Annotated in this window: 22 protein-coding genes; 16 read left to right on the plus strand and 6 right to left on the minus strand. The window is 61.6% G+C overall.

Features of this window, described 5'->3' with window-relative positions; genetic code table 11:
- Nucleotides 1–214 precede the first annotated feature (214 nt).
- The 7 genes from K3752_RS11605 to selD are packed head-to-tail and all read left to right on the plus strand — an operon-like array spanning nucleotide 215 to nucleotide 8,321.
- Nucleotides 215–3,088: a monovalent cation/H+ antiporter subunit A gene (locus tag K3752_RS11605; RefSeq protein ID WP_260063313.1), complete on the plus strand. Its 2,874-nt coding sequence runs from the start codon at nucleotides 215–217 to the stop codon at nucleotides 3,086–3,088.
- Nucleotides 3,088–3,447, plus strand: a complete 360-nt coding sequence (locus K3752_RS11610; protein ID WP_170337694.1) for a Na+/H+ antiporter subunit C — start codon at nucleotides 3,088–3,090, stop codon at nucleotides 3,445–3,447. The genes K3752_RS11605 and K3752_RS11610 overlap by 1 nt, the downstream gene beginning before the upstream one ends.
- Nucleotides 3,444–5,000, plus strand: coding sequence for a monovalent cation/H+ antiporter subunit D (locus K3752_RS11615; RefSeq protein WP_260063314.1), 1,557 nt, complete (start codon nucleotides 3,444–3,446; stop codon nucleotides 4,998–5,000). Before K3752_RS11610 ends, K3752_RS11615 begins: the two co-directional genes overlap by 4 nt.
- Nucleotides 5,000–5,497, plus strand: coding sequence for a Na+/H+ antiporter subunit E (locus tag K3752_RS11620; RefSeq protein ID WP_093962616.1), 498 nt, complete (start codon nucleotides 5,000–5,002; stop codon nucleotides 5,495–5,497). The genes K3752_RS11615 and K3752_RS11620 overlap by 1 nt, the downstream gene beginning before the upstream one ends.
- The gene (locus K3752_RS11625) at nucleotides 5,494–5,763 is read left to right on the plus strand and encodes a K+/H+ antiporter subunit F (RefSeq protein WP_093962617.1); all 270 of its coding nucleotides are present in this window, start codon (nucleotides 5,494–5,496) and stop codon (nucleotides 5,761–5,763) included. The genes K3752_RS11620 and K3752_RS11625 overlap by 4 nt, the downstream gene beginning before the upstream one ends.
- A gap of 7 nt (nucleotides 5,764–5,770) precedes the next feature.
- Entirely contained in the window at nucleotides 5,771–6,157 is a 387-nt protein-coding gene (locus tag K3752_RS11630; RefSeq protein WP_093962618.1) for a Na+/H+ antiporter subunit G, read from the plus strand.
- Between the two features lie 4 nt (nucleotides 6,158–6,161).
- Nucleotides 6,162–8,321 carry a selenide, water dikinase SelD gene (gene selD / locus K3752_RS11635; protein WP_260063315.1) on the plus strand — a complete coding sequence of 720 codons (2,160 nt, stop codon included), beginning with the start codon at nucleotides 6,162–6,164 and terminating at the stop codon, nucleotides 8,319–8,321.
- Here the strand turns inward: selD and mnmH are convergent.
- Together mnmH and K3752_RS11645 are read right to left on the minus strand one after the other, a co-directional pair.
- Nucleotides 8,312–9,364, minus strand: coding sequence for a tRNA 2-selenouridine(34) synthase MnmH (gene mnmH / locus K3752_RS11640; RefSeq protein WP_260063316.1), 1,053 nt, complete (start codon nucleotides 9,362–9,364; stop codon nucleotides 8,312–8,314). The two genes, selD and mnmH, sit on opposite strands and share 10 nt — an antisense overlap.
- Nucleotides 9,365–9,415: 51 nt before the next feature.
- Complete coding sequence (locus tag K3752_RS11645) at nucleotides 9,416–10,084, minus strand: SOS response-associated peptidase (protein ID WP_260063317.1); 669 nt, start codon at nucleotides 10,082–10,084, stop codon at nucleotides 9,416–9,418.
- A 55-nt stretch (nucleotides 10,085–10,139) separates the two neighbouring features.
- Here K3752_RS11645 and K3752_RS11650 point away from each other — a divergent pair, with 55 nt between their 5' ends.
- Nucleotides 10,140–11,792, plus strand: a complete 1,653-nt coding sequence (locus tag K3752_RS11650; RefSeq protein WP_260063318.1) for a tetratricopeptide repeat-containing sulfotransferase family protein — start codon at nucleotides 10,140–10,142, stop codon at nucleotides 11,790–11,792.
- Between the two features lie 63 nt (nucleotides 11,793–11,855).
- On the opposite strand, the gene K3752_RS11655 is transcribed toward K3752_RS11650, so the two are convergent.
- On the minus strand, nucleotides 11,856–13,433 hold the full coding sequence (locus K3752_RS11655) for a bifunctional UDP-sugar hydrolase/5'-nucleotidase (protein WP_260063319.1): 1,578 nt from the start codon (nucleotides 13,431–13,433) through the stop codon (nucleotides 11,856–11,858).
- A 107-nt stretch (nucleotides 13,434–13,540) separates the two neighbouring features.
- Between K3752_RS11655 and K3752_RS11660 the strand changes: the two genes are divergently transcribed.
- Genes K3752_RS11660 through arsC form a run of 4 tightly spaced genes read left to right on the plus strand, consistent with a single transcriptional unit; the run spans nucleotide 13,541 to nucleotide 15,700 of the window.
- The gene (locus K3752_RS11660) at nucleotides 13,541–13,879 is read left to right on the plus strand and encodes a DUF952 domain-containing protein (protein WP_170359235.1); all 339 of its coding nucleotides are present in this window, start codon (nucleotides 13,541–13,543) and stop codon (nucleotides 13,877–13,879) included.
- Nucleotides 13,876–14,307 carry a DUF1330 domain-containing protein gene (locus K3752_RS11665; RefSeq protein ID WP_260063320.1) on the plus strand — a complete coding sequence of 144 codons (432 nt, stop codon included), beginning with the start codon at nucleotides 13,876–13,878 and terminating at the stop codon, nucleotides 14,305–14,307. The genes K3752_RS11660 and K3752_RS11665 overlap by 4 nt, the downstream gene beginning before the upstream one ends.
- Entirely contained in the window at nucleotides 14,304–15,362 is a 1,059-nt protein-coding gene (locus K3752_RS11670; RefSeq protein ID WP_260063321.1) for a quinone-dependent dihydroorotate dehydrogenase, read from the plus strand. Before K3752_RS11665 ends, K3752_RS11670 begins: the two co-directional genes overlap by 4 nt.
- Nucleotides 15,359–15,700, plus strand: a complete 342-nt coding sequence (gene arsC / locus K3752_RS11675; protein ID WP_170581280.1) for an arsenate reductase (glutaredoxin) — start codon at nucleotides 15,359–15,361, stop codon at nucleotides 15,698–15,700. The genes K3752_RS11670 and arsC overlap by 4 nt, the downstream gene beginning before the upstream one ends.
- Here arsC and K3752_RS11680 read toward each other — a convergent pair.
- The 3 genes from K3752_RS11680 to K3752_RS11690 are packed head-to-tail and all read right to left on the minus strand — an operon-like array spanning nucleotide 15,697 to nucleotide 17,958.
- Nucleotides 15,697–17,013, minus strand: coding sequence for an MATE family efflux transporter (locus K3752_RS11680; protein ID WP_170538923.1), 1,317 nt, complete (start codon nucleotides 17,011–17,013; stop codon nucleotides 15,697–15,699). The genes arsC and K3752_RS11680 overlap by 4 nt on opposite strands.
- Nucleotides 17,014–17,018: 5 nt before the next feature.
- Nucleotides 17,019–17,537, minus strand: coding sequence for a PaaI family thioesterase (locus K3752_RS11685; protein ID WP_170358400.1), 519 nt, complete (start codon nucleotides 17,535–17,537; stop codon nucleotides 17,019–17,021).
- A 1-nt stretch (nucleotide 17,538) separates the two neighbouring features.
- A complete protein-coding gene (locus K3752_RS11690; RefSeq protein ID WP_170358398.1) occupies nucleotides 17,539–17,958 on the minus strand; it encodes a PaaI family thioesterase in 420 nt (139 codons plus the stop codon).
- 115 nt (nucleotides 17,959–18,073) lie between these two features.
- On the opposite strand from K3752_RS11690, the gene K3752_RS11695 reads away from it, so the two are divergent.
- The 4 genes from K3752_RS11695 (at nucleotide 18,074) to K3752_RS11710 (ending at nucleotide 21,224) form a co-directional block, all read left to right on the plus strand.
- Nucleotides 18,074–18,442 carry a MerR family DNA-binding transcriptional regulator gene (locus K3752_RS11695; protein WP_260063322.1) on the plus strand — a complete coding sequence of 123 codons (369 nt, stop codon included), beginning with the start codon at nucleotides 18,074–18,076 and terminating at the stop codon, nucleotides 18,440–18,442.
- A 283-nt stretch (nucleotides 18,443–18,725) separates the two neighbouring features.
- Nucleotides 18,726–19,127, plus strand: a complete 402-nt coding sequence (locus K3752_RS11700; protein WP_093962630.1) for a MerR family DNA-binding transcriptional regulator — start codon at nucleotides 18,726–18,728, stop codon at nucleotides 19,125–19,127.
- 46 nt (nucleotides 19,128–19,173) lie between these two features.
- Nucleotides 19,174–20,955 carry an acyl-CoA dehydrogenase C-terminal domain-containing protein gene (locus tag K3752_RS11705; RefSeq protein WP_260063323.1) on the plus strand — a complete coding sequence of 594 codons (1,782 nt, stop codon included), beginning with the start codon at nucleotides 19,174–19,176 and terminating at the stop codon, nucleotides 20,953–20,955.
- Between the two features lie 56 nt (nucleotides 20,956–21,011).
- Nucleotides 21,012–21,224 carry a hypothetical protein gene (locus K3752_RS11710; protein ID WP_005981899.1) on the plus strand — a complete coding sequence of 71 codons (213 nt, stop codon included), beginning with the start codon at nucleotides 21,012–21,014 and terminating at the stop codon, nucleotides 21,222–21,224.
- Nucleotides 21,225–21,336: the final 112 nt, after the last annotated feature.

The raw sequence follows: 21,336 nt of genomic DNA on the forward strand, positions 1-21,336 counted from the left end.
CTCCGGTTTCTCCAAGCCGGTTTTATCACGGGTCCGCCTCCGACGCTGCGCCGAAAAGCCGGGTACGGATCAAGTTCGCGTCATTTTCGCGCAGGCTTTGGCCAAAAATACGCGGGGAGTAGTGCAAGGTGAAAAACTTGCAATAGCTGGACAGTCAATAAATTATCCTTACAAAATCAACAGCACCCTGACCGCTCAGCCCGGAGTATCGCAGTTGTCCCTATTCCTTATCGCGGCCCTTCCCTTCCTCGGAGCTGTCTTTCCCGCCCTGCTGATCCGCGCCGGGCGCAACGCAGCCGCATCGGCAGCGGGATTGACCACGTTTCTGGCCTTGATGGGGCTGCTGATTCATATCCCGGACGTCATGAACGGCACGGTGGTCACCGCGCGGTTCGACTGGATTCCGGGGCTGGGGTTGAACGCCAATTTCATGCTGGACGGGCTGGGATTTCTGTTCGCGCTGCTGATCCTTGGCATTGGTCTGCTGATCATCCTGTACGCGCGGTTCTACCTGTCGCGTGAAGACCCAATGGGGCAATTCTATACCTATCTCCTGCTGTTCCAGGGCGCGATGGTCGGTATCGTTCTGTCCGACAACATACTGCTTTTGCTGGTTTTCTGGGAATTGACCTCGCTCAGTTCGTTCTTGCTCATCGGCTATTGGAAACACCTGCCCGAAGGCCGCCAGGGCGCGCGGATGGCGCTGGCGGTCACCGGGTCCGGCGGGCTGGCGATGATTGCGGGGATGCTGATCCTCGGCAATATCGTGGGGTCCTATGACCTGAGCGTGATCCTCCAGAACCGCGAACTGATCCAGTCTTCGCCCTACTACCTGCCGGCGTTGATACTGATCCTGCTGGGATGTTTCACCAAGTCGGCCCAGTTCCCGTTCCATTTCTGGCTGCCGCATGCAATGGCCGCTCCAACGCCGGTTTCGGCCTATCTGCACTCGGCCACGATGGTGAAGGCTGGCCTGTTTCTGATGGCGCGCATGTGGCCGGTTCTGGCCGGAACCGAGGCGTGGTTCTACATCGTCGCCACCACCGGCCTGGTGACCATGCTGATCGGCGCGGTGATCGCGCTGTTCAAGGATGACCTCAAGGCGTTGCTGGCCTTTTCGACGGTGTCGCATCTGGGGCTGGTCACGATGCTGCTGGGCTTTGGCACCAAGATCGCGGTCGTGGCCGCCATCTTTCACATCATCAACCACGCCACCTTCAAGGCCGCCCTGTTCATGACCGCCGGGATCGTGGACCACGAAACCGGCACCCGGGACATCAAGCGCCTGGGCGGCCTGCGCCATTTGATGCCGATCACCTTTTCGATTGGAACAATCGCCGCATTGTCCATGGCAGGGATTCCACCTTTGAACGGATTCCTGTCGAAGGAAATGATGCTGGAAGAAACCGTGCACACGGTCTGGCGAAACTCGCACTATCTGGTGCCAGCCCTTGCCCTGGTAGCCGCGATCTTCTCTGCCGCATATTCCTTCCGGTTCGTGTCCCACGTCTTCCTGGGCCCTGAACGCGAGGATTACCCTGCGCACCCGCATGACCCGCCGGTGGGGCTGTGGCTGGCTCCGGCATTCCTGGTCGCGCTGGTCGTGCTGATCGGCCTGAACTCGGCCGCCATCGTCGGCCCCTTGGTTGCGGTTGTGTCTTCCGCGGTCATCGGTGGCGAAAAGCTGCCCTATTATTCACTGAAGCTGTGGCACGGGTTCACGCCCGCCTTGTACATGTCGATCGTCGCAACTTTTGGCGGCCTCTTCCTGTTGGCTTTGCACCGGCGCGGCGAGCACGTCTGGAATATCCTGCCCCGCCCCGAGGCCAAGACCATCTTCGACGCCGTGATCGGCGGATTGACCGCCGCCAGCCGCTGGATCACGGACGAGCTGCACAACGGTGTCATCAGCCGCTACGCGATCATCCTGATCGCCTTTACTGTCGGCCTTGGATACTATGCCTATTCGACCGGCACGATTGGCGTGGAAACGCGGGTTCCGCTGCCGGCTCCGATCATTCCTATCATCGGCTGGCTGTGCCTGATCGTGGCGACGATGGGCATCATGTGGTTCCACCGCAACCGGTTGCTATCGCTTGTTTTGATCGGTGTCGTCGGCCTGATCGTGTCGATGGCCTTCAACTATCTGTCCGCGCCTGATCTGGCCCTGACGCAGATCTCGGTCGAAGTCGTCACGATGATCCTGCTGCTGCTGTCGCTGAACTTCCTGCCGACCGAGACCCCATGGGACAGCAGCGCAGCGCGGCGCTGGCGTGATGCTACCATTTCGGTGGTGGCCGGCATCGGCGCCGGGGGCTTGATCTATGCGCTCATGCTGCGCGATTTCGCCTTCCCGACGATTTCGGAGTTCCACCTGGCCAATTCCTACAAGGGTGGCGGCGGCACCAACGTGGTCAACGTGATCCTGGTGGACTTCCGGGGATTTGATACCTTCGGCGAGATCATCGTGCTGGGGATCGCGGCCCTGATCATCTTTGCCCTGACCGAGGCCGTGCTGGGCACAAGCGTCCGGGCCTACCTGCTGAACCGCAAACCGCACTGGCCCCAGTCAGGTGACTCGCACCCGCTGATGATGGTTGTTGCCACACGTGTGATGATGCCGATTGCCCTGATGGTAGGCGCCTACATCTTCTTCCGGGGGCACAACCAGCCCGGAGGCGGGTTCATCGCCGGTCTGGTGGTCGCGATCGCCTTCCTGATGCAGTACATGGCCAGCGGTTATACCTGGGCGATCGAACGGCAGCGGTTCTACTACCATGGCACCATCGGTTGGGGCGTTCTGATCGCCGCGGCCACGGGTTTGGGCGCCTGGTTCAACGAGCGGCCCTTCCTGACCAGCGATTTCGGCTATCTGCATTGGCCACCGTTGGAAGAGTTCGAATGGGCCACGGCCATGCTGTTCGACACAGGCGTGTTCCTGGCCGTTCTGGGCGCCGTAATGCTGGCTCTTGACAGCCTGTCGCGGTTCGCGTGGCGGCCGGGCATGGCGCAGGAATTCCCGATGGACATCAACCCGTTGCGGGATGATCTGGCCGAAGAACAAGAAAAAGCGAAGGAGCAGGGCTGATGGAAGCACTCGTCGCATCGGCCGTTGGCGTTCTGACCGCCGCAGGGATCTTTCTGATCCTGCGCCGTCGGACCTTTCCGGTCATCCTGGGCCTGTCTCTGCTGACCTATGCGGTCAACGTGTTCCTGTTCGCCACGGGACGGCTGGCCGTGAACGCGCCTGCAGTTCTGAACAAATACGAAGAGGTTCCCTATACCGATCCATTGCCGCAGGCCCTTGTTCTGACGGCGATTGTGATCTCGTTCGGGATGACAGCTGTGATCGTGATGATCGCTCTGGGCGCCTACCTGTCTTCGAAGGATGACCATATAGACATGGCCGCGCAGGACAGCGTGGATGACGCAGGAGAAGACGCATGAACCACTGGATCGTTGCGCCGATCGTCCTGCCCGCGATCCTGGCCCCCTTCATCATCATGGTTCTGCGGTACCATCTGGACCTGCAGCGTATCTTTTCAGTCGCCGGTGTGGTGGGTCTGCTCGGCATCGCACTGACCATCACTGCGCAGGCAGCGGGCGGCGAGATTCATGTCTACGAGCTGGGTGATTGGCCGGCCCCGTTTGGCATTGTTCTGGTCCTTGACCGGTTGTCCGCGATGATGGTGTTGCTGACGGCGTTGCTGGCCTTGCCTGTCGTGCTGTACGCCATCGCGTCCGGATGGGACGAACGCGGCAACCACTTTCATCCGCTGTTCCAATTCCAGCTGATGGGTGTCTGCGGCGCCTTCCTGACCGGCGACGCGTTCAACCTGTTCGTGTTTTTTGAGGTATTGCTGATCGCCTCCTACGGCCTGATGACCCATGGCGGCGGCGCGGTACGCCTGAAGGCCGGGGTGCAATACGTCACCTACAACCTCTTGGGGTCAACTCTGTTCCTGTTTGCATTGGGCACGATCTATTCGGTTACCGGTACCCTGAACATGGCCGACCTAGCGGTGCGCGTCGCGGAAATTCCGGTCGAAGACACCGCCCTGTTGCGCGTGGGTGCGGTTCTTCTGCTGCTGGTCTTCTGCATCAAGGCCGCTGTCCTGCCGCTGCATTTCTGGCTGCCGGCCAGCTATGCCAACGCGCCGCTGCCAGTTGCCGCACTGTTTGCGATCATGACCAAGGTGGGGGCCTATTCGATCCTGCGGGTCTATACTTTGGCATTCGGCCCGGATGTTGCCGTCACCGAAGGACTGGTTGGTGACTGGCTACAACCTGCCGCGCTGGTGACCCTTGCCATCGGCTCGATCGGTATTCTGGGCACGCGGCACATCGCGCGCATGGTTGCGTTTTGCGCCATCGCCTCGATGGGAACGCTGCTGGTGGCTATTTCCTTGTTCACCGAGACGGCCACAGCCGCCGCTCTGTACTACGTCTACCATTCAACCCTTGCGACCGCACTGCTGTTCCTGGTGGCCGATCTGGTGATGGAACGTCGAGGAGGGGCCATTGCGCCCCGCCCGCCGATGCCGCAAAGCGGGCGGATCTCGGCGCTGTTCTTCGTAGGAGCCATAGCGATGGCGGGCATGCCGCCGTTGTCGGGGTTCATCGGCAAGCTTCTGGTGCTGGATGCGTCTTGGTATGCGCCGGATGCCACCGCAGTCTGGGCGGTCGTTCTGATCGGGTCCTTCGTCACCATCGTGGGACTGGCTCGCGCCGGGTCCCTGATCTTCTGGAAAAGCTATGACGCCAGCACCCAGATCGAACCGGAACCCGAAACCGAGGCCACCAACGATGATGAACCCCCGCACCGGCCCGCGCCTGAACCGCAGCCGGGGCTGGCGTTCACCTCGGTGTTCGGAGTGGTTCTGGGCCTCGTCCTGCTGACCCTGTTCGCCGGACCTTCGCTGGACTACACTCGCAAGACCGCCGCGCAACTGTTCGCGCCGGAACAGTACATCTCGGCCGTATTGGGAAGGGAAGACTGATGAAACTGCTGCGCCGGATATTTCCCCACCCTCATCTGAGCTTCCTGCTGACTCTGGTCTGGGTGTTGTTGGCCAACGCACCCTCGCTGAACTCGTTGGTGTTTGGGTTGCTCCTGGGGATCATCATTCCCTTCATCACCCAACCCTACTGGCCCGACCGGCCCGTCCTGCGGAACTGGCCCATGGTCGTTGAGTACATGATCGTGGTTCTGTGGGACATCGTGGTGGCCAACGTGACCGTGGCACGCATCATCCTGTTCAAACGCGACGCGGACAGACAGCCGAACTGGATCTCGATCCCACTGGAACTGCGCACACCCGAAGCGATCACGGTACTGGCTGGAACCATCACCATGACGCCGGGCACCGTCAGTTGCGACCTCTCGGCCCAAGGGCATTGTCTGCTGGTCCATTGCCTGGACGCTCCGGATCCGGGCGCGGTACGAGACCAGATCAAGCAGCGTTACGAGCGCCGCCTGAAGGAGATTTTCGAATGATCGAATATGCAATCTACTTTGCCTTTGCCTGCTTTGGGGCCGCGATCATGATGTGCCTGTGGCGGATCATCACCGCCGACGGTGTGGGAACGCGAGTGCTGGCTCTCGATACGATGGTGATCAACACCATCGCCTTGATGATCCTGTACGGCCTGCATCTGGGCACCGAGATCTTTTTCGAAGCCGCCATGATCATCGCCATGCTGGGCTTTGTTTCGACCGTGGCCTATGCGCGCTTTATGCTGCGCGGCAACATCATCGAGTGAGGCCGCCATGGAATTCATCTTCGAGCTTCTGATTGCATTTTTCCTGATCGTTTCAGGGATTTTCGGCTTTGTCGGGTCGTTCGGCATGATCAAGCTGAAGGATCCGATGTCGCGGCTGCACGCCCCGACCAAAGCCACCACGCTGGGCGTGGGCGGTGTGTTGCTGGCCTCGATCTTTCATTCGATCCTGATCGAACAGCGCCTTTCCATGCATGAACTGCTGATCACGCTGTTCCTGTTTCTGACGGCTCCGATCACGGCTCTGTTCATTGCCAAGTGGCACATTCACCGCCATGAAGCCCCCGAGGATCTGCCGGACGCGGGCGAAGACAAGCTTTGGGCCACCCACGCGGTCGAGCAGGTCGAAGACGTCCCGGATCACAGCGCGAACTGACTTCATGAAAACACCTTCGTTGCCACTTACCCGCGATCTGGTTCTGGTGGGCGGAGGTCATACGCACGCGCATTACCTTCGGAAATGGGGGATGAACCCCCTGCCCGGCGCGCGGTTGACCGTGATCAATCCTGGCCCGACCGCGCCCTATTCCGGGATGTTGCCCGGATATGTCGCGGGGCACTATGCCCGCCGCGACCTGGACATCGATCTGATCCGGCTGGCGCGGTTTGCGGGGGCCCGGATCATTCTGGGTGCCGCGATCGGCCTGGACCTGAACCGGCGGCTGGTGAATGTGCCCGATCACCCTGATGTCGCTTTCGATGTCGCCTCGATCAATGTCGGAATAACATCGGACATGCCGTCTTTGCCCGGGTTCACGGAACATGCCATCCCGGCAAAACCTCTTGGTCCCTTTGCCTCAAAATGGGCCCAGTATCTAGTGGCAACCGACCCTGCTTCGGTGGCGGTCATTGGCGGCGGCGTCGCGGGCGTCGAACTGGCGATGGCCATGGCCCATGCTCTGCGCGCCAAGGGTCGGCAAGCAACGGTCACTCTGATAGACAAGGCGCATATCCTGACCGCGATAAACCCCAAAGCCGCCCAGACCATTCGGCGGGCGATGGAACAGCTTGGCATCGATTGCATCGAACAGGCCGAAATTGCGCAGATCACACCCGAGGGCGTGCAACTGACCGATGGGCGTCACATCACGGCTGATTTCACAACCGGCGCGGCGGGCGCCCGTCCCTATGACTGGATCGGCCAGACCGGACTGGACCTGCACGACGGCTTTATCCGAGTGAACGGGTATTTGCAGTCCAGCGATCCATCGGTCTTCGCAGTCGGCGACTGCGCTCATCTGGATGACACGCCGCGCCCCAAGGCCGGTGTCTTTGCCGTGCGAGAGGCTCCTGTTCTGTTCAACAACCTGCGCGCAGCCCTCGGGGCTGGATCCATGCGCCGGTACAAGCCGCAGAAGGATTACCTGAAGCTGGTCTCGCTGGGGGAACGCTCGGCACTGGCCGAGCGCTTTGGGACGTCATTCAGCGGACCTGTGATGTGGCGGTGGAAAAACCATATCGACCAGAAGTTCATGCGTCGCTTTCGTGAACTGCCCCAGATGTCAGCCCCCGCAATTCCCCGTCACCATGCGGATGGACTGCGCGACGCTCTGGGCGACAAGCCCATGTGCGGCGGTTGCGGCGCCAAGGTAGGTCGAGGCGCCTTGCAGGCCGCGCTGTCCGCAGTACCGCGATCCGACCGTCCGGATATCACGCCCCTACCCGGCGATGATGCAGCGATGTTGACCTTTGGAGGTGTCCGGCAGGTGCTGACGTCAGATCATTTGCGCAGCTTCGTTCCGGACCCTGTTCTGATGACCCGCATCGCGGCCATTCACGCACTGGGGGACATCTGGGCGATGGGTGCGACCCCACAGGCCGCGACGGCCACTCTGATCCTGCCGCGCATGTCCTCCCAGCTGCAACACCGCACCATGGCTGAAATCATGGCAACCGCGACCGAAGTCATGCGCAGCGCCGGCGCTGAGATCGTCGGCGGCCATAGCTCGATGGGCGATGAGCTTACCATCGGTTTCACCATCACGGGTTTGTGCCAGTCTGATCCGATCACCCTTTCGGGTGGGCGGCCCGGTGATGTGTTGATCCTGACCAAACCTATTGGCAGCGGAGTCCTGATGGCCGCAGAAATGGCAGGGCAAGCCAACGGCGAGTGGGTAGTGTCCGCCTATGACCACATGACGCGGCCGCAGGGTGACGCCGCACGCATTCTGGCCCAAGCCCATGCCATGACCGACGTCACCGGATTTGGACTGGCCGGGCATCTCGTTGGACTGTGCGAGGCATCCAACTGCGGCGCAGTCCTGAATCTCGACGCAGTCCCGGTCATGGAGGGGGCGCTCGAGCTCAGCCAGCAAGGTGTCCGGTCCAGCTTGTTCAACGACAATCGTTCCATCGCGCCCGAAGTTCCAATTGACGGCAAAGCCGATCTGCTGTTCGATCCTCAGACCGCAGGTGGGTTGCTGGCTGCCGTTTCGGCCGACGACGCTCTAAATATCTGCGACCATTTACGTGCCGCTGGTTACCCGGCTGCAGTCATCGGTGTATTGAGCGACACACCCGGCCTGCGCCTTCAGAGCTGAGCCACAATCCCTTCAATTTCCGACGCGACCTGATCCAGCCCGTCTGTAGTCAAGGACGTGGCATGCACGCGCGCAATCACATCAAACTGGTGGTTTTTCCGCGACTTTTCGTAAGCCGGGTCATAGTGCTGCTCCATCAAGGCGCGCGTCAGAGCTTTCTTGTTGCCCTCGGCAATCTGAGCCATCCACGCATCCACGACATCATGCCCCCGGTGAAACCGCAGCGGCGACAGGCGGTCCTGCAAACGCTCGGCATCGGACAGAATGTCGTCATAGGCAGCGACCAGATAGTCCGTTCGCGCCTCGATATCTGCCGTGACAAGGATTCGCGGCGCTTGGCACAGGCTCTGCCAGACCGCTGGGGGCACGATCAACGAACCGATTTTTGACGACTCGGCCTCGACCAACACGGGCCGTGCCGGATCAAGGGCGCACATGGCCGAGGCCAAGGCAGATTCGAAGGCTTTCTGGCTGGGTTGTCCGCCGGGTTGTTCGCCCAGCAGCGAACCGCGGTGATTGGCCAACGCTTCGAGATCCAGAACCTGCACCCCGCGCGTTTGCAACTGGGCCAGAAGTTCCGTTTTTGCAGTGCCGGTGTAGCCATCCAACGCCACCAGCTTGAACGGCAGCGGATCATCGTAGAGGTACTGCTTCACCAGACGCCGATAGCTGCGGTATCCGCCCTCGATCACCTCGGCTCGCCAGCCGATCTGCTGCAGCATCCAGGTGAAGGATCCTGACCGCTGACCGCCACGCCAGCAATAGACCAAAGGGCGCCAACCGCCCTCGTGGTGGCTGAGTTGCGTCTCGATATGGGTGGCGGCGTTGCGAAACACCAACGCGGCCCCCAGCTTGCGCGCCAGAAACGGGCTCTGCTGAACGTAGATCGTGCCGACACGTGCGCGTTCCTCATTGTCCAGAACCGGGAGGTTGATGGCGCCGGGCAGATGGTCTTCGGCAAACTCTGCCGGGCTGCGCACATCGATGATCGTATCGAACGGATGCGCGTACAGCTGCGACAGGTTTGAGAATTTCAGGGCCATGACAGGGGTTTAGCGCGCAGGATGGCAAAAGAAAAGAAGGCCCCGCTGATGTCATTCATCCGCTTCGGGCGCGATAAGGTCCGGCCCACTGGCCCGGTTGGAATTTACGGCCGTGCCGACCCTGTGAAACTGCAACACATCCTCGGCGCCGGGTTTCATCAGGCGGGCTGCCCCCTTGCCGACCTCGCCCAGCCACAAGGCCCAATCCGCCGGTTCGATGATCAACGGCATTCGGTGATGAACCGCACGCACATTGTCGTTGGCTGCGGTCGTGACGATCGCGCAGGTCGCCTGCCGCGCCTCACCCTCGCCCCAGTTCTGCCAGATGCCGGCAAAGGCGATGGGCGCACCATCGCTGCGGTGGAAGTACCAAGGCAGCCGCGCACCGTCTTGGGTCTTGGTCCATTCGTAGAAACCCGTGGCCACGATCAGGCAACGCCGATCACGGCAAGCTGCGCGAAATGCCGGTTTCTGGGCCAGGGTTTCGGCGCGGGCGTTGATCAGCAGCGGACCGTCGTTTTGGGTTTTATACCAATGTGGCAAGAAACCCCATCGCAGCGGGTCCAACTGCCGCCCTCCCTCTCTGGCGCGCACGACATGCACCTGATTTGTCGGGCAGATGTTGTAGTTCGGCACCGCCGGCAAAGTGTTTGAAGGCCGCGCAACGAACAGCTGCGCCATGGCATCGTTGGGAAGAGTTATTGCAAACCGTCCGCACATGGGTAATGAACCAACAACAAAAGTTTCAATCAGGCACAGGGTCTCGCGCAGTCAGATGACAAATCAAGCACCAAATTCCCTCAAGGCCAAGGCGGTGGCGGATCTGGACTCCGGCAAGCTTTCTCAGGCTCTGAAGAAAGCTACCCTCGGCATCAAGAAATTCCCGAAAGACGCGGACTACCACGCGATTGCCGGGTTCGTTCTGACCGAGATGAAGCAGTACAAGAAATCGCTGCCGCATTTCCAGGAAGCCGCCCGCCTGAAACCGGACGACCCGCAATTCGTCGAAAACATTGCGAATGCCCTGATGCAGACCGGCCAGATCGCACGCGCCTTGGCCTATGCCGAAAAGATGGCCGAAAAGATGCCCGGCAACCGCGAGATCGTCCGGGTGATCGATGAAATCACGCTCAAGGGCAAGAACTGGCGCAGCATCATCGAGAACGCCACCAAGCGCCTGATGACCGATCCGGACAACCCCAAGCTGCTGTCCACCCGCAGCAGGGCCTATGGGCGCGTCGGCTTCGTGGATGCGGCCTCGGCCGATATTGCGCGCGCATACGAGCTGGATCCCGACAACATCGAAATCGCCTTCCGCCGAGCAGTGGACCTGCACCAAGCCGGCGACAAGAAGGGCTGTACTGACCTTTTGTGGCGTGTTTTGGACAAGGATCCGTATCACGCATCGGCGTTGTTCCAATTGTCGTCAATGGTAGACACCGAACAGGCCGAAGCATTGTTGCCCCGGGTCGAGGCCGCGATCGCAAAGCGGAAACACCCCAATTCGACTCTGGAGTTCACGCTGGCACAGCTTCAATCAAAGATCGGTGGGCTGGAGGCCGCCCTTGCGCAGTTTGCAGTCGCAAACAGGGTGCAGCACGACGAAAACCCATACGATTTCGAAGAAGAAGAGCGCAAACTACGCCGCATCTGCGGCCTGTTCCCTGACAGCACGTCGGTCCCAAGTTCCGGGATCGAGGAAATGCCCCTGCCGATTTTCGTGATCGGACAGCCTCGGTCGGGCACCACCTTGATGGAAATGATGCTGAGTTCCGCCCCCGACATCGCGGGATGTGGAGAGCTGAACCTCGGGTCCGACCTTTCGGCGCCATACTCGAACGAAAAGAAGGCATTCTCGGACGCAGAAGCCGCGGAGTTCGCCAAGCATTTCAGCGAGTTGATGCCCCCGATCCCCGAGGGCTCGATCGCTTTCGTCGACAAGATGCCGCACAACTACCAGCGGGTTGGTTTTCTTTTGGCAGCCTTCCCCAACGCAAAGATCATCAACATGCTGCGTGACCCTCGGGACGTCGGCCTATCGAAATGGATCCGGCGTTTTCCAGCGGCCGGTATGCGGTACGCATCGAACCTGAACTCGATCGCGCACTCGGCCAACATGTATCGCCGCTACATGCAGCATTGGGATGCCATCTTCGGTGATCGCATCCTTACGGTGCCATACGAAAAACTGGTGGCCGACCCTGAGACCTACAGCAAGCAGGTTGCAGAATTCTGCGGGATCGAATGGCGCGAAAGCATGATGCACCCGGAAGAAAACAAGAAACAGGTGCGTACGGCCAGTATCGACCAGGTGCGCAAGAAAATCTCGACCAAATCGGTTGGCGGCTGGCGTCAGGTTGCGGATTTTATCCGGCCCATGTTGGACGGTTTCGACCCCGAGTTGTGGCCCGAATACGAATTCGATTAAGCCGAAACCCAACAAAAAAGGCCGCATCCGGGGATGCGGCCTTTTCTTTCTTTGTGTCAGCAATCACTTCTGCTGGATACGTCCGTCCAGATAGGGCGTGTAGGGCGCATTGGCCGCAAGGTATTCAGCGGTCACATCCGCAAGATCGGGACCGAAGTCGTAGGCATTCTTGTCCTCGCCAGAGAACATCTTGTACCCGTCGCCACCGTTGCGGACATAGTTGTTGGTCACCACCAAATAGGTCTTGGCCGGATCGATCGGCACATACCCATCACCTTCGGCCACCATGACCTCGGTCACGCGGCCTTCGTTGGGAGCAACCGACGGATCCCAGGTGAATTTCAGCCCCGCCACCTGCGGGAAGCGACCCTTGACCTCTTCTACCTGGCTGACGCCGTTTTCCAGCGCATCGATGATACCCTGCCCACTGATCTCGAAGGTCGAGAGCGTGTTCTGGAAGGGCAGAACGGTCAACACCTCGCCCATGGTCACGTCGCCCGCGTCGATCGAGGCGCGCAAGCCACCCGAGTTGGCGATGGCGATCTGAACGCCCTGATCGGCGACCCGCGCCAGCATGGCATCGGCCACCAGGTTACCCATCTCGCATTCCTGCACGCGGCAGATCGACCGATCACCTTCGATCGGAGCCGCGGCGTTGGCCACGACCTTGTTGCGGATCTCGTCCAGCGGCTTGGCCAGTTCTGCGATGCGATCCAGGGCAGCCTGATCCTCGGTCACGGTGTTGTCCATGATCAGCGGCTCACCGACCGCCTGAACCACGTTGCCGTCGTCATCGAAGGTCACGTTCAGCTCGCCCAGGAACTTGCCGTAGGCATAGGCCTGAACGATCTGCACCCCGTTCACCACGGTCGGATATGGCCCGGCGGCCTTGTCCGAAGTGTTCGACAGGTAGGTGTTCGAGTGTCCTCCCACGATCACGTCAACACCCGTGGTTTCCTGCGCGACCCGCTGGTCGACGCCATAGCCCGAATGGCTGAGCACGATGATCTTGTTGATGCCTTCCCCCGTCAGCTTGTCCACCTCGGCCTGAACCGCCGGAACAGGATCAGAGAACACGACATTCGGACCGGGTGAAGCCAACTCGTCGGTGTCTTCGGGGGTCAGGCCGATCAGGCCAACCTTCTCTCCGCCCACTTCGATCACGGTCGATTTCTTGATCCGGTCAGTCAAAAGTTCCTCGTTCTCGATGTTCGCATTCGACATCAGGATCGGAAATTCGACCGCATCAACGAAACCGGCCAGAACCTCGGGGCCATCGTCGAATTCGTGGTTGCCCACGGTCATCGCATCATAGCCCAGCTTGTTCATGAACTCGGCCGCGACCTTGCCCTTGTAATAGGTATAGAACAACGACCCCTGAAACTGGTCACCGCCGTCCACGAGGATCGAGTTTTCGGCCCGCGCGCGGGCGTCGTTGACCGCGGTCACCAAACGCGCCGAACCGCCGAAGCATTTGCCTTCGGCATTGTCCTCGGCGCCACAGCCGCTGTCATATTTGTTGATCGGCTCGAACCGGGAATGGAAGTCGTTGGTGTGCAGAATGGTCAGCTTGTAGTCGGCCGCCGCCATGCCTGCAGTCAGGCCAAGGGCCGCCACGGATGTCAGGAAACGGGTAATCATTTGAAACTCCCTGTTATTGATTGTCAGGATCGTGCGCCGAGGGCGGCAAAGAGTCAAAGGGGGAAATGCGGCTTGATTCTACCCCGCGCGCGGGGCATCACGGCGCCATGCTGATCTACAAGATATTCCGGGCCGAGGAATGGGCGGCCCTGCAGGCACAGGGCGAAACCCGGGGCGCGCCCATCGATGTGGCGGATGGGTTTGTGCATTTCTCCACCGCAGAACAGGCGGCCGAGACCGCGGCTAAACACTTTGCCGGGGTCGAAAACCTGACCCTCGTGGCCTGCGATGCCCAGAAAATGGGCGATGATCTGAGATGGGAGGTCTCGCGCGGCGGGGCCTTGTTCCCGCATCTCTATCGCAACATGCGCATGGCGGATGTGGTCTGGGCCAAGCCGCTGTCGCTGGAAAACGGCGCGCACCGCTTCCCCAAGGAGATGCAATGACCGGCCATATCGACCCCGACCGCGCCGAGTTCGAGGCGTTCAAAGCGCTGGACCGCGATCACCCGATCGAGATGCTGAACCTTGTGCAGTTCCGCGCCAAGGCCGTCTATCCCGCAGGCCACGACCTGGCCGGCGCGGGGCTGAGCGGCGCAGAAGCCTATCGCCGGTATGGTGCCGAAACCGCCCCGATCATCGCGCGGCTGGGGGCCTCGATCATCTGGCGCGGCACGTTCCAGACAACGCTGATCGGCCCGAAGGGCGAAGCGTGGGACGAGATGTTCATCGCCCGTTACCCCTCGGCCCATGCGTTTCTGGAGATGGTGACCGACCCGGCCTATCGCGCGGCGGTCACTCACCGGCAGGCGGCGGTGGCCGACTCGCGCCTGATCCGCACCGCCCCTACCCCAACCGGAGCGTCCTTCGGATGAAACTGACCGAGAAACTGGCCCTGGCCGCGCTACATCGCCTGGACCCAGAAACCGCGCACGGCCTGTCGATCAAGGCGCTGAAAACGGGTTTGACCCCGGCGCCCGGTCCCGTCACCTCGACGCGCTTGCGCACGCAACTTGCCGGGCTGGACCTGCCCAACCCGGTGGGGCTGGCCGCCGGGTTCGACAAGAATGGCGAGGTTCTGGGTCCGCTGTCGCGCGCGGGCTTCGGATTCATTGAGGTGGGCGCCGTGACCCCGCGCCCGCAGCCGGGCAACCCCAAGCCGCGACTGTTCCGCCTGACCGAGGACCGCGCCGCCATCAACCGGTTCGGCTTCAACAACGAAGGGATGGAGGCGATGGCCCGGCGTCTGGCGCACCGCCCCAAGGACGCGGTGATCGGCCTGAACCTGGGCGCCAACAAGGACAGCACCGACCGGGCGCGGGATTTTGCGCATGTGCTGGCCCATTGCGGGCAATGGCTGGATTTCGCCACGGTGAATGTCTCGTCGCCCAACACCGAAAAGCTGCGCGACCTGCAGGGGAAAGAAGCGCTGAGCGCCCTGCTGGCAGGTGTGCTGGACACCCGCGATGCCTTGGCGCGGCGGGTCCCGGTGTTTCTGAAGATCGCCCCCGACCTGACGGATGACGAACTGCGGGACATCGCCGATGTCGCCCGTGACACGGGCATCGACGGTGTCATCGCCACCAACACGACCTTGTCGCGCGAAGGGCTGCGCAGCCCGCACAAGGATCAGGCCGGCGGACTGTCGGGCGCGCCCCTGTTCGAGAAATCGACCCGCGTTCTGGCCCGGCTGAGCCAGTTGACCGAAGGGCAGATCCCGCTGATCGGCGTGGGCGGCATCGCCACGGCCGAACAGGCCTATGCCAAGATCTGCGCCGGGGCCTCAGCCGTGCAGTTCTATACCGCGATGGTCTATGGCGGCCTGTCGCTGGCGGCCGAGATCGCGCGGGGGCTGGATGCCCTGCTGGCGCGGGACGGGTTCAAGTCGGTGGCCGACGCCGTCGGCAGCAAACGAGAGGATTGGCTGTGATCGAATACTGGCACAACCCACGCTGTTCAAAATCGCGCGCCGGGCTGGCCCTGCTGCAGGACCGCGGCGCCGAAGTCACCGTTCGCAGATACCTCGAGGACGCGCCCGGCGCGGATGAGCTGCGTGCGGTGCTGTCCCGGTTGGGCATCCAGGCGATCGAGATGATGCGCAGGGGCGAGGCGCGGTTCAAGGAACTGGGGCTGAGCAAGGATACGCCGGAAGAGGCCTTGGTTCAGGCCATGGCCGAGAACCCGATCCTCATCGAACGCCCCGTCGGGATCACCGCCGACAAGGCCGCCATCGGTCGCCCGCCCGAGAACCTGCTGACCCTGCTCTAGGCCACCTGCGCCTCGAGCCGGGGATAGCGCAGGCCTAGCGTCACCGCGCGGGCGGTGTTGAGCACCATCAGCGCGGCCCACAGCCCGTGATTGCCCATGGTTGGCACCAGCAGGAACAGCGCCACAACATAGATCGCCACCGACTGGATCATGGCGGTGCGCATGGCGCGGGTCCAGGTGGCGCCGATGTAAATGCCGTCGAACATCCAGCTGGCAACGCCGATCACCGGGGCCAGCGCTGCCCAGATCAGGTATTCGCGCGCCGCGATCCGCACCTCGGGCGCGGTGGCCATCAGGTCGATCAATGCGGGCCCTGCCACAAAAAATGTGGCCCCCAGCAGCAACGCCCCACCGACGCCCCATTGCGACGCCATGACCGAGGCGCGCCGGACCTGGTACCGATCCTTGGCTCCGACGGCGCTGCCCACCAGCGCCTCGGCGGAAAAGGCGAAGCCGTCCAGCGCAAAGGCGGTGATTTCCAGGAACTGCAGCAGCACCTGGTTGGCGGCCAGCGTCACGTCGCCCAGATCGGCGCCCACGAACAGAAAGGTGGTGAAGGACCCGGTCAGCAGGACCGACCGGATCATGATGTCGCCATTGACCTGCATCATCCGGCGCAGGCGGGCGGGGTCGAAGATCCGCGCCCAATCGCGCCATTGATTACCCCCGAACGCATCGCGGCACAGCCACAGACCCAGCGCCAGACCCGTCCATTCGGCAATCAGCGTGGCCACCGCCACCCCTTCGACGCCCCAGCCCAGCCCCAGCACGAACCACAGATCCAGCAGGATGTTCAGCCCGTTCATCCAAACCTGCAGGACGAACACGCCGCGCGTGCGCTCGACCGCGATCAGCCAGCCGGTCACGGCATAAAGCGCAATGGTCGCGGGCGCGCCCCAGATGCGAATCTCGAGGTATTTGCGCGTCAACGCCTCGACCTCGGGGCTGGCGGGCGACAGCGCGAAGGCCCCTGCGAACACCGCCACCTGCGCCACGATAAAGAACAGCCCCGCCGCGCCGCCCAAGAGCAGGCCGCGCATGAGCAGCGCACCGGTTTCGGCCGTGTCTCCCGCGCCTCGGGCCTGCGCCGCCAATCCGGTCGTGCCCATGCGCAGAAAGCCGAACACCCAGTAGATCGTGGCCAGAATGACCGCGCCAATGCCAACCGCGCCGATCGGGGCGGCCTGCCCCATCTGGCCGACCACGCCGGTATCTACCGCGCCCAGAATCGGCACCGTCGCGTTGGACAGCACGATCGGCACCGCGATCTTCAGCACCCGTCTGTGCGTAATGGGTGCCGAGGCGTCCCGCATTTTACTCAGCTCTTGGCCGAAGGCTCTTGCGGCATCAGGAAATGCCCTGCGGCCTGCGCGAACAGCTTGGCGTGGTTGTCCTGCCAAGCCTCGACGCGCACCGAGGCATACCGCCGACCCGCCCGGCTGATGAAGGCGCGTGCATAGGCATCGCGCGGCAGGCCCGAGCGCAGGTAATCCACCGTGAAATCGATGGTCTTGGGAAAGCGGATACTGTGATCGGAGATGATGTCCTCGGCATCGATCTCACCGCTTTCGATGCGCGGGAACAGGTGCTCCCAGCTGAGCGTGATCACCGCCGTCACCTCGAGAAAGGCCGCCGTGACGCCCCCATGAATCGCCGGCAGGAACGGGTTGCCGATCAGCTTTTCGTCGAAATTCAGAACTCCGGTCAGTTCGTCTCCGCGCCGGTCGAAGCTGATATTGAGGAACCGGATATACGGAACCCCCTCGACCAGCGCCTTGAGGGCCGCGTCGCGGCGCTGTTTCACCACCTGCATCGGTTCGGGACGGGGTCTTGCCATCTCACTTCCCCTCGACTGTGAAGGCGCCCGAGGCGGTGGCCACCGGGCGATCCTGATCGTCGTCCATGGCAGTTGCGCGCACGAAGGCTACATTGCGCGTGATGTGATAGCAGGTCGCGCGGGTGGTGATCGTCTGGCCGGGCGTTGCGGCGCGCATGTAGTCGATGCGCAGATCGATGGTTGCTGTGCCGCCCGGCGCCGCCGGATGGCTCATGACCGCAGCCCCGCAGCAAGTATCCAGGCTGGCCGACACAGCCCCGCCGTGAATCACGCCAGTGCGGGGATCGCCGATCAGATCCTCGTTGTAAGGCATGGTGATCTCGGCCTCACCCTCGCCGATATGGGTCAGCGTCAGGCCCAGGGCCCGCGCATGGGGGATCGCCTCGATGAACTGGCGGGCGAGTACTGTCTTGTCGACCATTGGTGCTCTGTCCTGTTGCGTCGCCTTCTTTATGGTCCGGTGTTGACGCAAAGGGCAAGCCCGCCTGTTGCGCTTGTCCGCGCAACGCCCTAGGTTGCAGCCGAGGAGAACAGGAATGTCCGACGATCGTTTGTCATTCAAAGAGATGTGCGCCGAGTTTGACGTGACTCCGCGTACCCTGCGCTATTACGAATATATCGAACTGCTGCAGCCAGACCGGGAAGGACGTTCCCGGTTTTACGGTCCGCGCGAGCGTGCGCGGATGAAGCTGATCATGCGTGGCCGCAAGTTCGGGTTCCCACTTGAGGAAATCCGGCAGTGGTTGTTGATCTACGAAGATCAAGGCAACAAGGCCCAGATGGCGACCTTTGTCGAAATGGCCGACCGCCAGATGGAAGAGCTGCGTCAGCAGCGTCAACAACTGGACGAAGCCATGGACGAGTTGCAGCGCCTTCGCGATCAAACGGCCAACTCGCTGACCTAAATCGGCCGGTTCGAGCCCTCCAAACCCATCCTTCATTACACCGGAAATCTGCATTTTTCGGCTGGCGCCCTGCCGCCTGCCCGTCGGATTGGAACCGCGCGGGTACAGTGGATTTGGCTGACCCAACGGAAAGAAAATTGCCAACCCGTCGCTTTACGCGACCGGAAGTTACGTCAATTTCTTTGTGACGCAGCGTCTGGATTACGTAAACGTCAATCTCATGTTGTAAAGCGGCCATCGACTGCGCAACTTTCTCATGACGCCAGCGACGAGAGGGTGACCAATGACCGAAGATCTTATGACCATCCGCGAGATGTGCGAGACCTATGACGTCACGCCGCGGACCTTGCGGTTCTACGAAGCCAAAGAGCTTTTGTTTCCGATCCGTGAGGGCCAAAAACGGCTGTTCACCAAACGTGACAGGGCGCGGCTCAAGCTGATCCTGCGCGGCAAACGCTTTGGTTTCAGCCTGGAAGAGATCCGTCAGCTTCTGGATCTGTACCATGTCGGCGACCAGCAACTGACCCAGATGACCCGCACCTATGAAATCGCGTGCGAGCGTCTGGCGGACATGGAAGCCCGCCGCGAGGAACTGACTCAGGCCATTGACGATCTGAAGGAGCAGTTGCGCTGGGGCGAGAAGGTCATCGCCTCGATGAAACAGGAAAAGAAGGCGGCCGAGTAACTCCGCGCCGCCTGCCACCCGGACATCTGAATTAAGGGAGCTTCAAATGCCCGTTTACAACGCGCCTACCAAAGACACGCAATTCGTTCTGCATGACGTTCTGAAAATCTCGGCCTCGGATATTCCGGGCTACGATGAGCTGGAGCCCGAGTTCACGGGCGCCGTTCTGGAAGAGGCCGGCAAGGTCGCCGTCAACCTGCTGCACCCGCTGAACGTGGTCGGCGACACCGAAGGCTGCCGGCTGGAAAACGGCGTCGTCTACACCCCGACCGGGTTCAAGGATGCGTTCGAGCAGGTCAAGGAAGGCGGCTGGACCGGTCTGGACATGCCCGAGGAATATGGCGGCCAGAACATGCCTTATGTTCTTGGCACGGCCGTGGGCGAGATGTTCTCGGCCGCGAACCAGGCTTTCACCATGTATCAGGGCCTGACCCACGGCGCGGCCTCGGCCATCCTGGCGCATGGCACCGACGCGCAGAAAGACACATATCTGCCCAAGATGGTCAGCTGTGAATGGACCGGCACCATGAACCTGACCGAGCCGCATTGCGGCACCGATCTGGGCCTGATGCGCACCAAGGCCGAGCCGCAGGGCGATGGCAGCTACAAGATCACCGGCCAAAAGATCTTTATCTCGTCCGGCGATCACGACATGGCCGACAACATCATCCACCTGGTGCTGGCCAAGATCCCCGGCGGCCCCGAGGGCATCAAGGGAGTGTCGCTGTTCATCGTGCCCAAGTACCTAGTGAACGAAGACGGCAGCCTGGGCGAGCGCAATGGTGTTTCGGTCGGCAAGATCGAAGAAAAGATGGGCATCCACGGCAACTCGACCTGCGTAATGAACTATGACGGCGCAACCGGTTACCTGCTGGGTCAGGAACACAAGGGCATGCGCGCCATGTTCACCATGATGAACGAAGCGCGTCTGGGTGTCGGCATGCAAGGTCTGGCTCAAGCCGAGGCCGCCTATCAGAACGCGCTGGAATACGCCAAGGACCGTCTGCAAGGCCGCGACGTGACCGGCGTCAAGAATCCCGACGGCCCGGCCGATCCGCTGATCGTACATCCCGACATCCGCCGCAGCCTGATGGACCAGAAAAGCTTTGTGGAAGGCGCGCGGGCCTTCATCCTGTGGGGCGCGACCCTGATCGACAAGGCGCACCGCGCAGGCGACAAGGACGCCGACGGGCTGATCTCGCTGATGACCCCGGTCATCAAGGGTTTCCTGACCGACGAGGGCTATGACATGACCGTTCAGGCCCAGCAGGTCTATGGCGGCCATGGCTACATCGAGGAATGGGGCATGTCGCAATACACCCGCGACGCCCGCATCGCTATGATCTACGAAGGAGCCAACGGCGTTCAGGCGCTGGACCTGGTCGGCCGCAAGCTGGCGCAGGACGGCGGCAAGCATGTCATGGCCTTCTTCGACATGGTCAAAACCTTCTGCAAGGAAAACAGCGGCAAGGACCAAGCCTATGACAAGGCGTTCATCGAACCGCTGAAGGCCGCCTCGAAAGACCTGCAGGCCGCCGGCATGTATTTCATGCAGAACGGCATGACCAACCCGAACAACGCTCTGTCGGGCTCGTATGACTTCATGCACATGTTCGGTCATGTCTGCCTGGGCCTGATGTGGGCGCAGATGGCTAAGGCCGCGCAGGAAGCACTGGATGCCGGCGCGTCCGACAAGGACTTCTACGAGACCAAGATCGCCACCGGCCGCTACTACATGGCGCGCCGTCTGCCGGCCACAGGCATGCACCTGGCTCGGATCCAGACCGGCGCCGACACGGTGATGGCACTGGACGCGGCGAACTTCTGATCCCAGTCTGGTTCCGGGCGACCCCGCCCGGAACCAGCGCTCATGGAGGAGATGACATGCCAAAACGCTTTCGCCTGACCCGCCGCTTTCCCGTCGCCATGACCGAGGACGGGTATCGAAAACTCAAGGGATTTGCCCGCGAGGCCGGGCTGGACGAAGGAGAGGCGCTGTCATTCCTGTTCGAGAACTTCAACAGCGTGATCGACGAGGAGAACCTGACCCACCGGCTGCGTATCTTCAATTCCGAGCTTGAGGCGCGCAAACGCTAGACGACCCCGATGCCTGGCCCAGGCCCGGCGTGTTTTCAGCAAGACAAGTCCGAACGCGGCTGCGGCCCGCGGTCAGGTCTTTCTCGAAACACGTGCGTGACGAAACCGTACA

The organism is Ruegeria sp. B32 (assembly GCF_025141855.1).
In the GTDB taxonomy this organism is placed as follows: Bacteria; Pseudomonadota; Alphaproteobacteria; order Rhodobacterales; family Rhodobacteraceae; genus Ruegeria; species Ruegeria arenilitoris.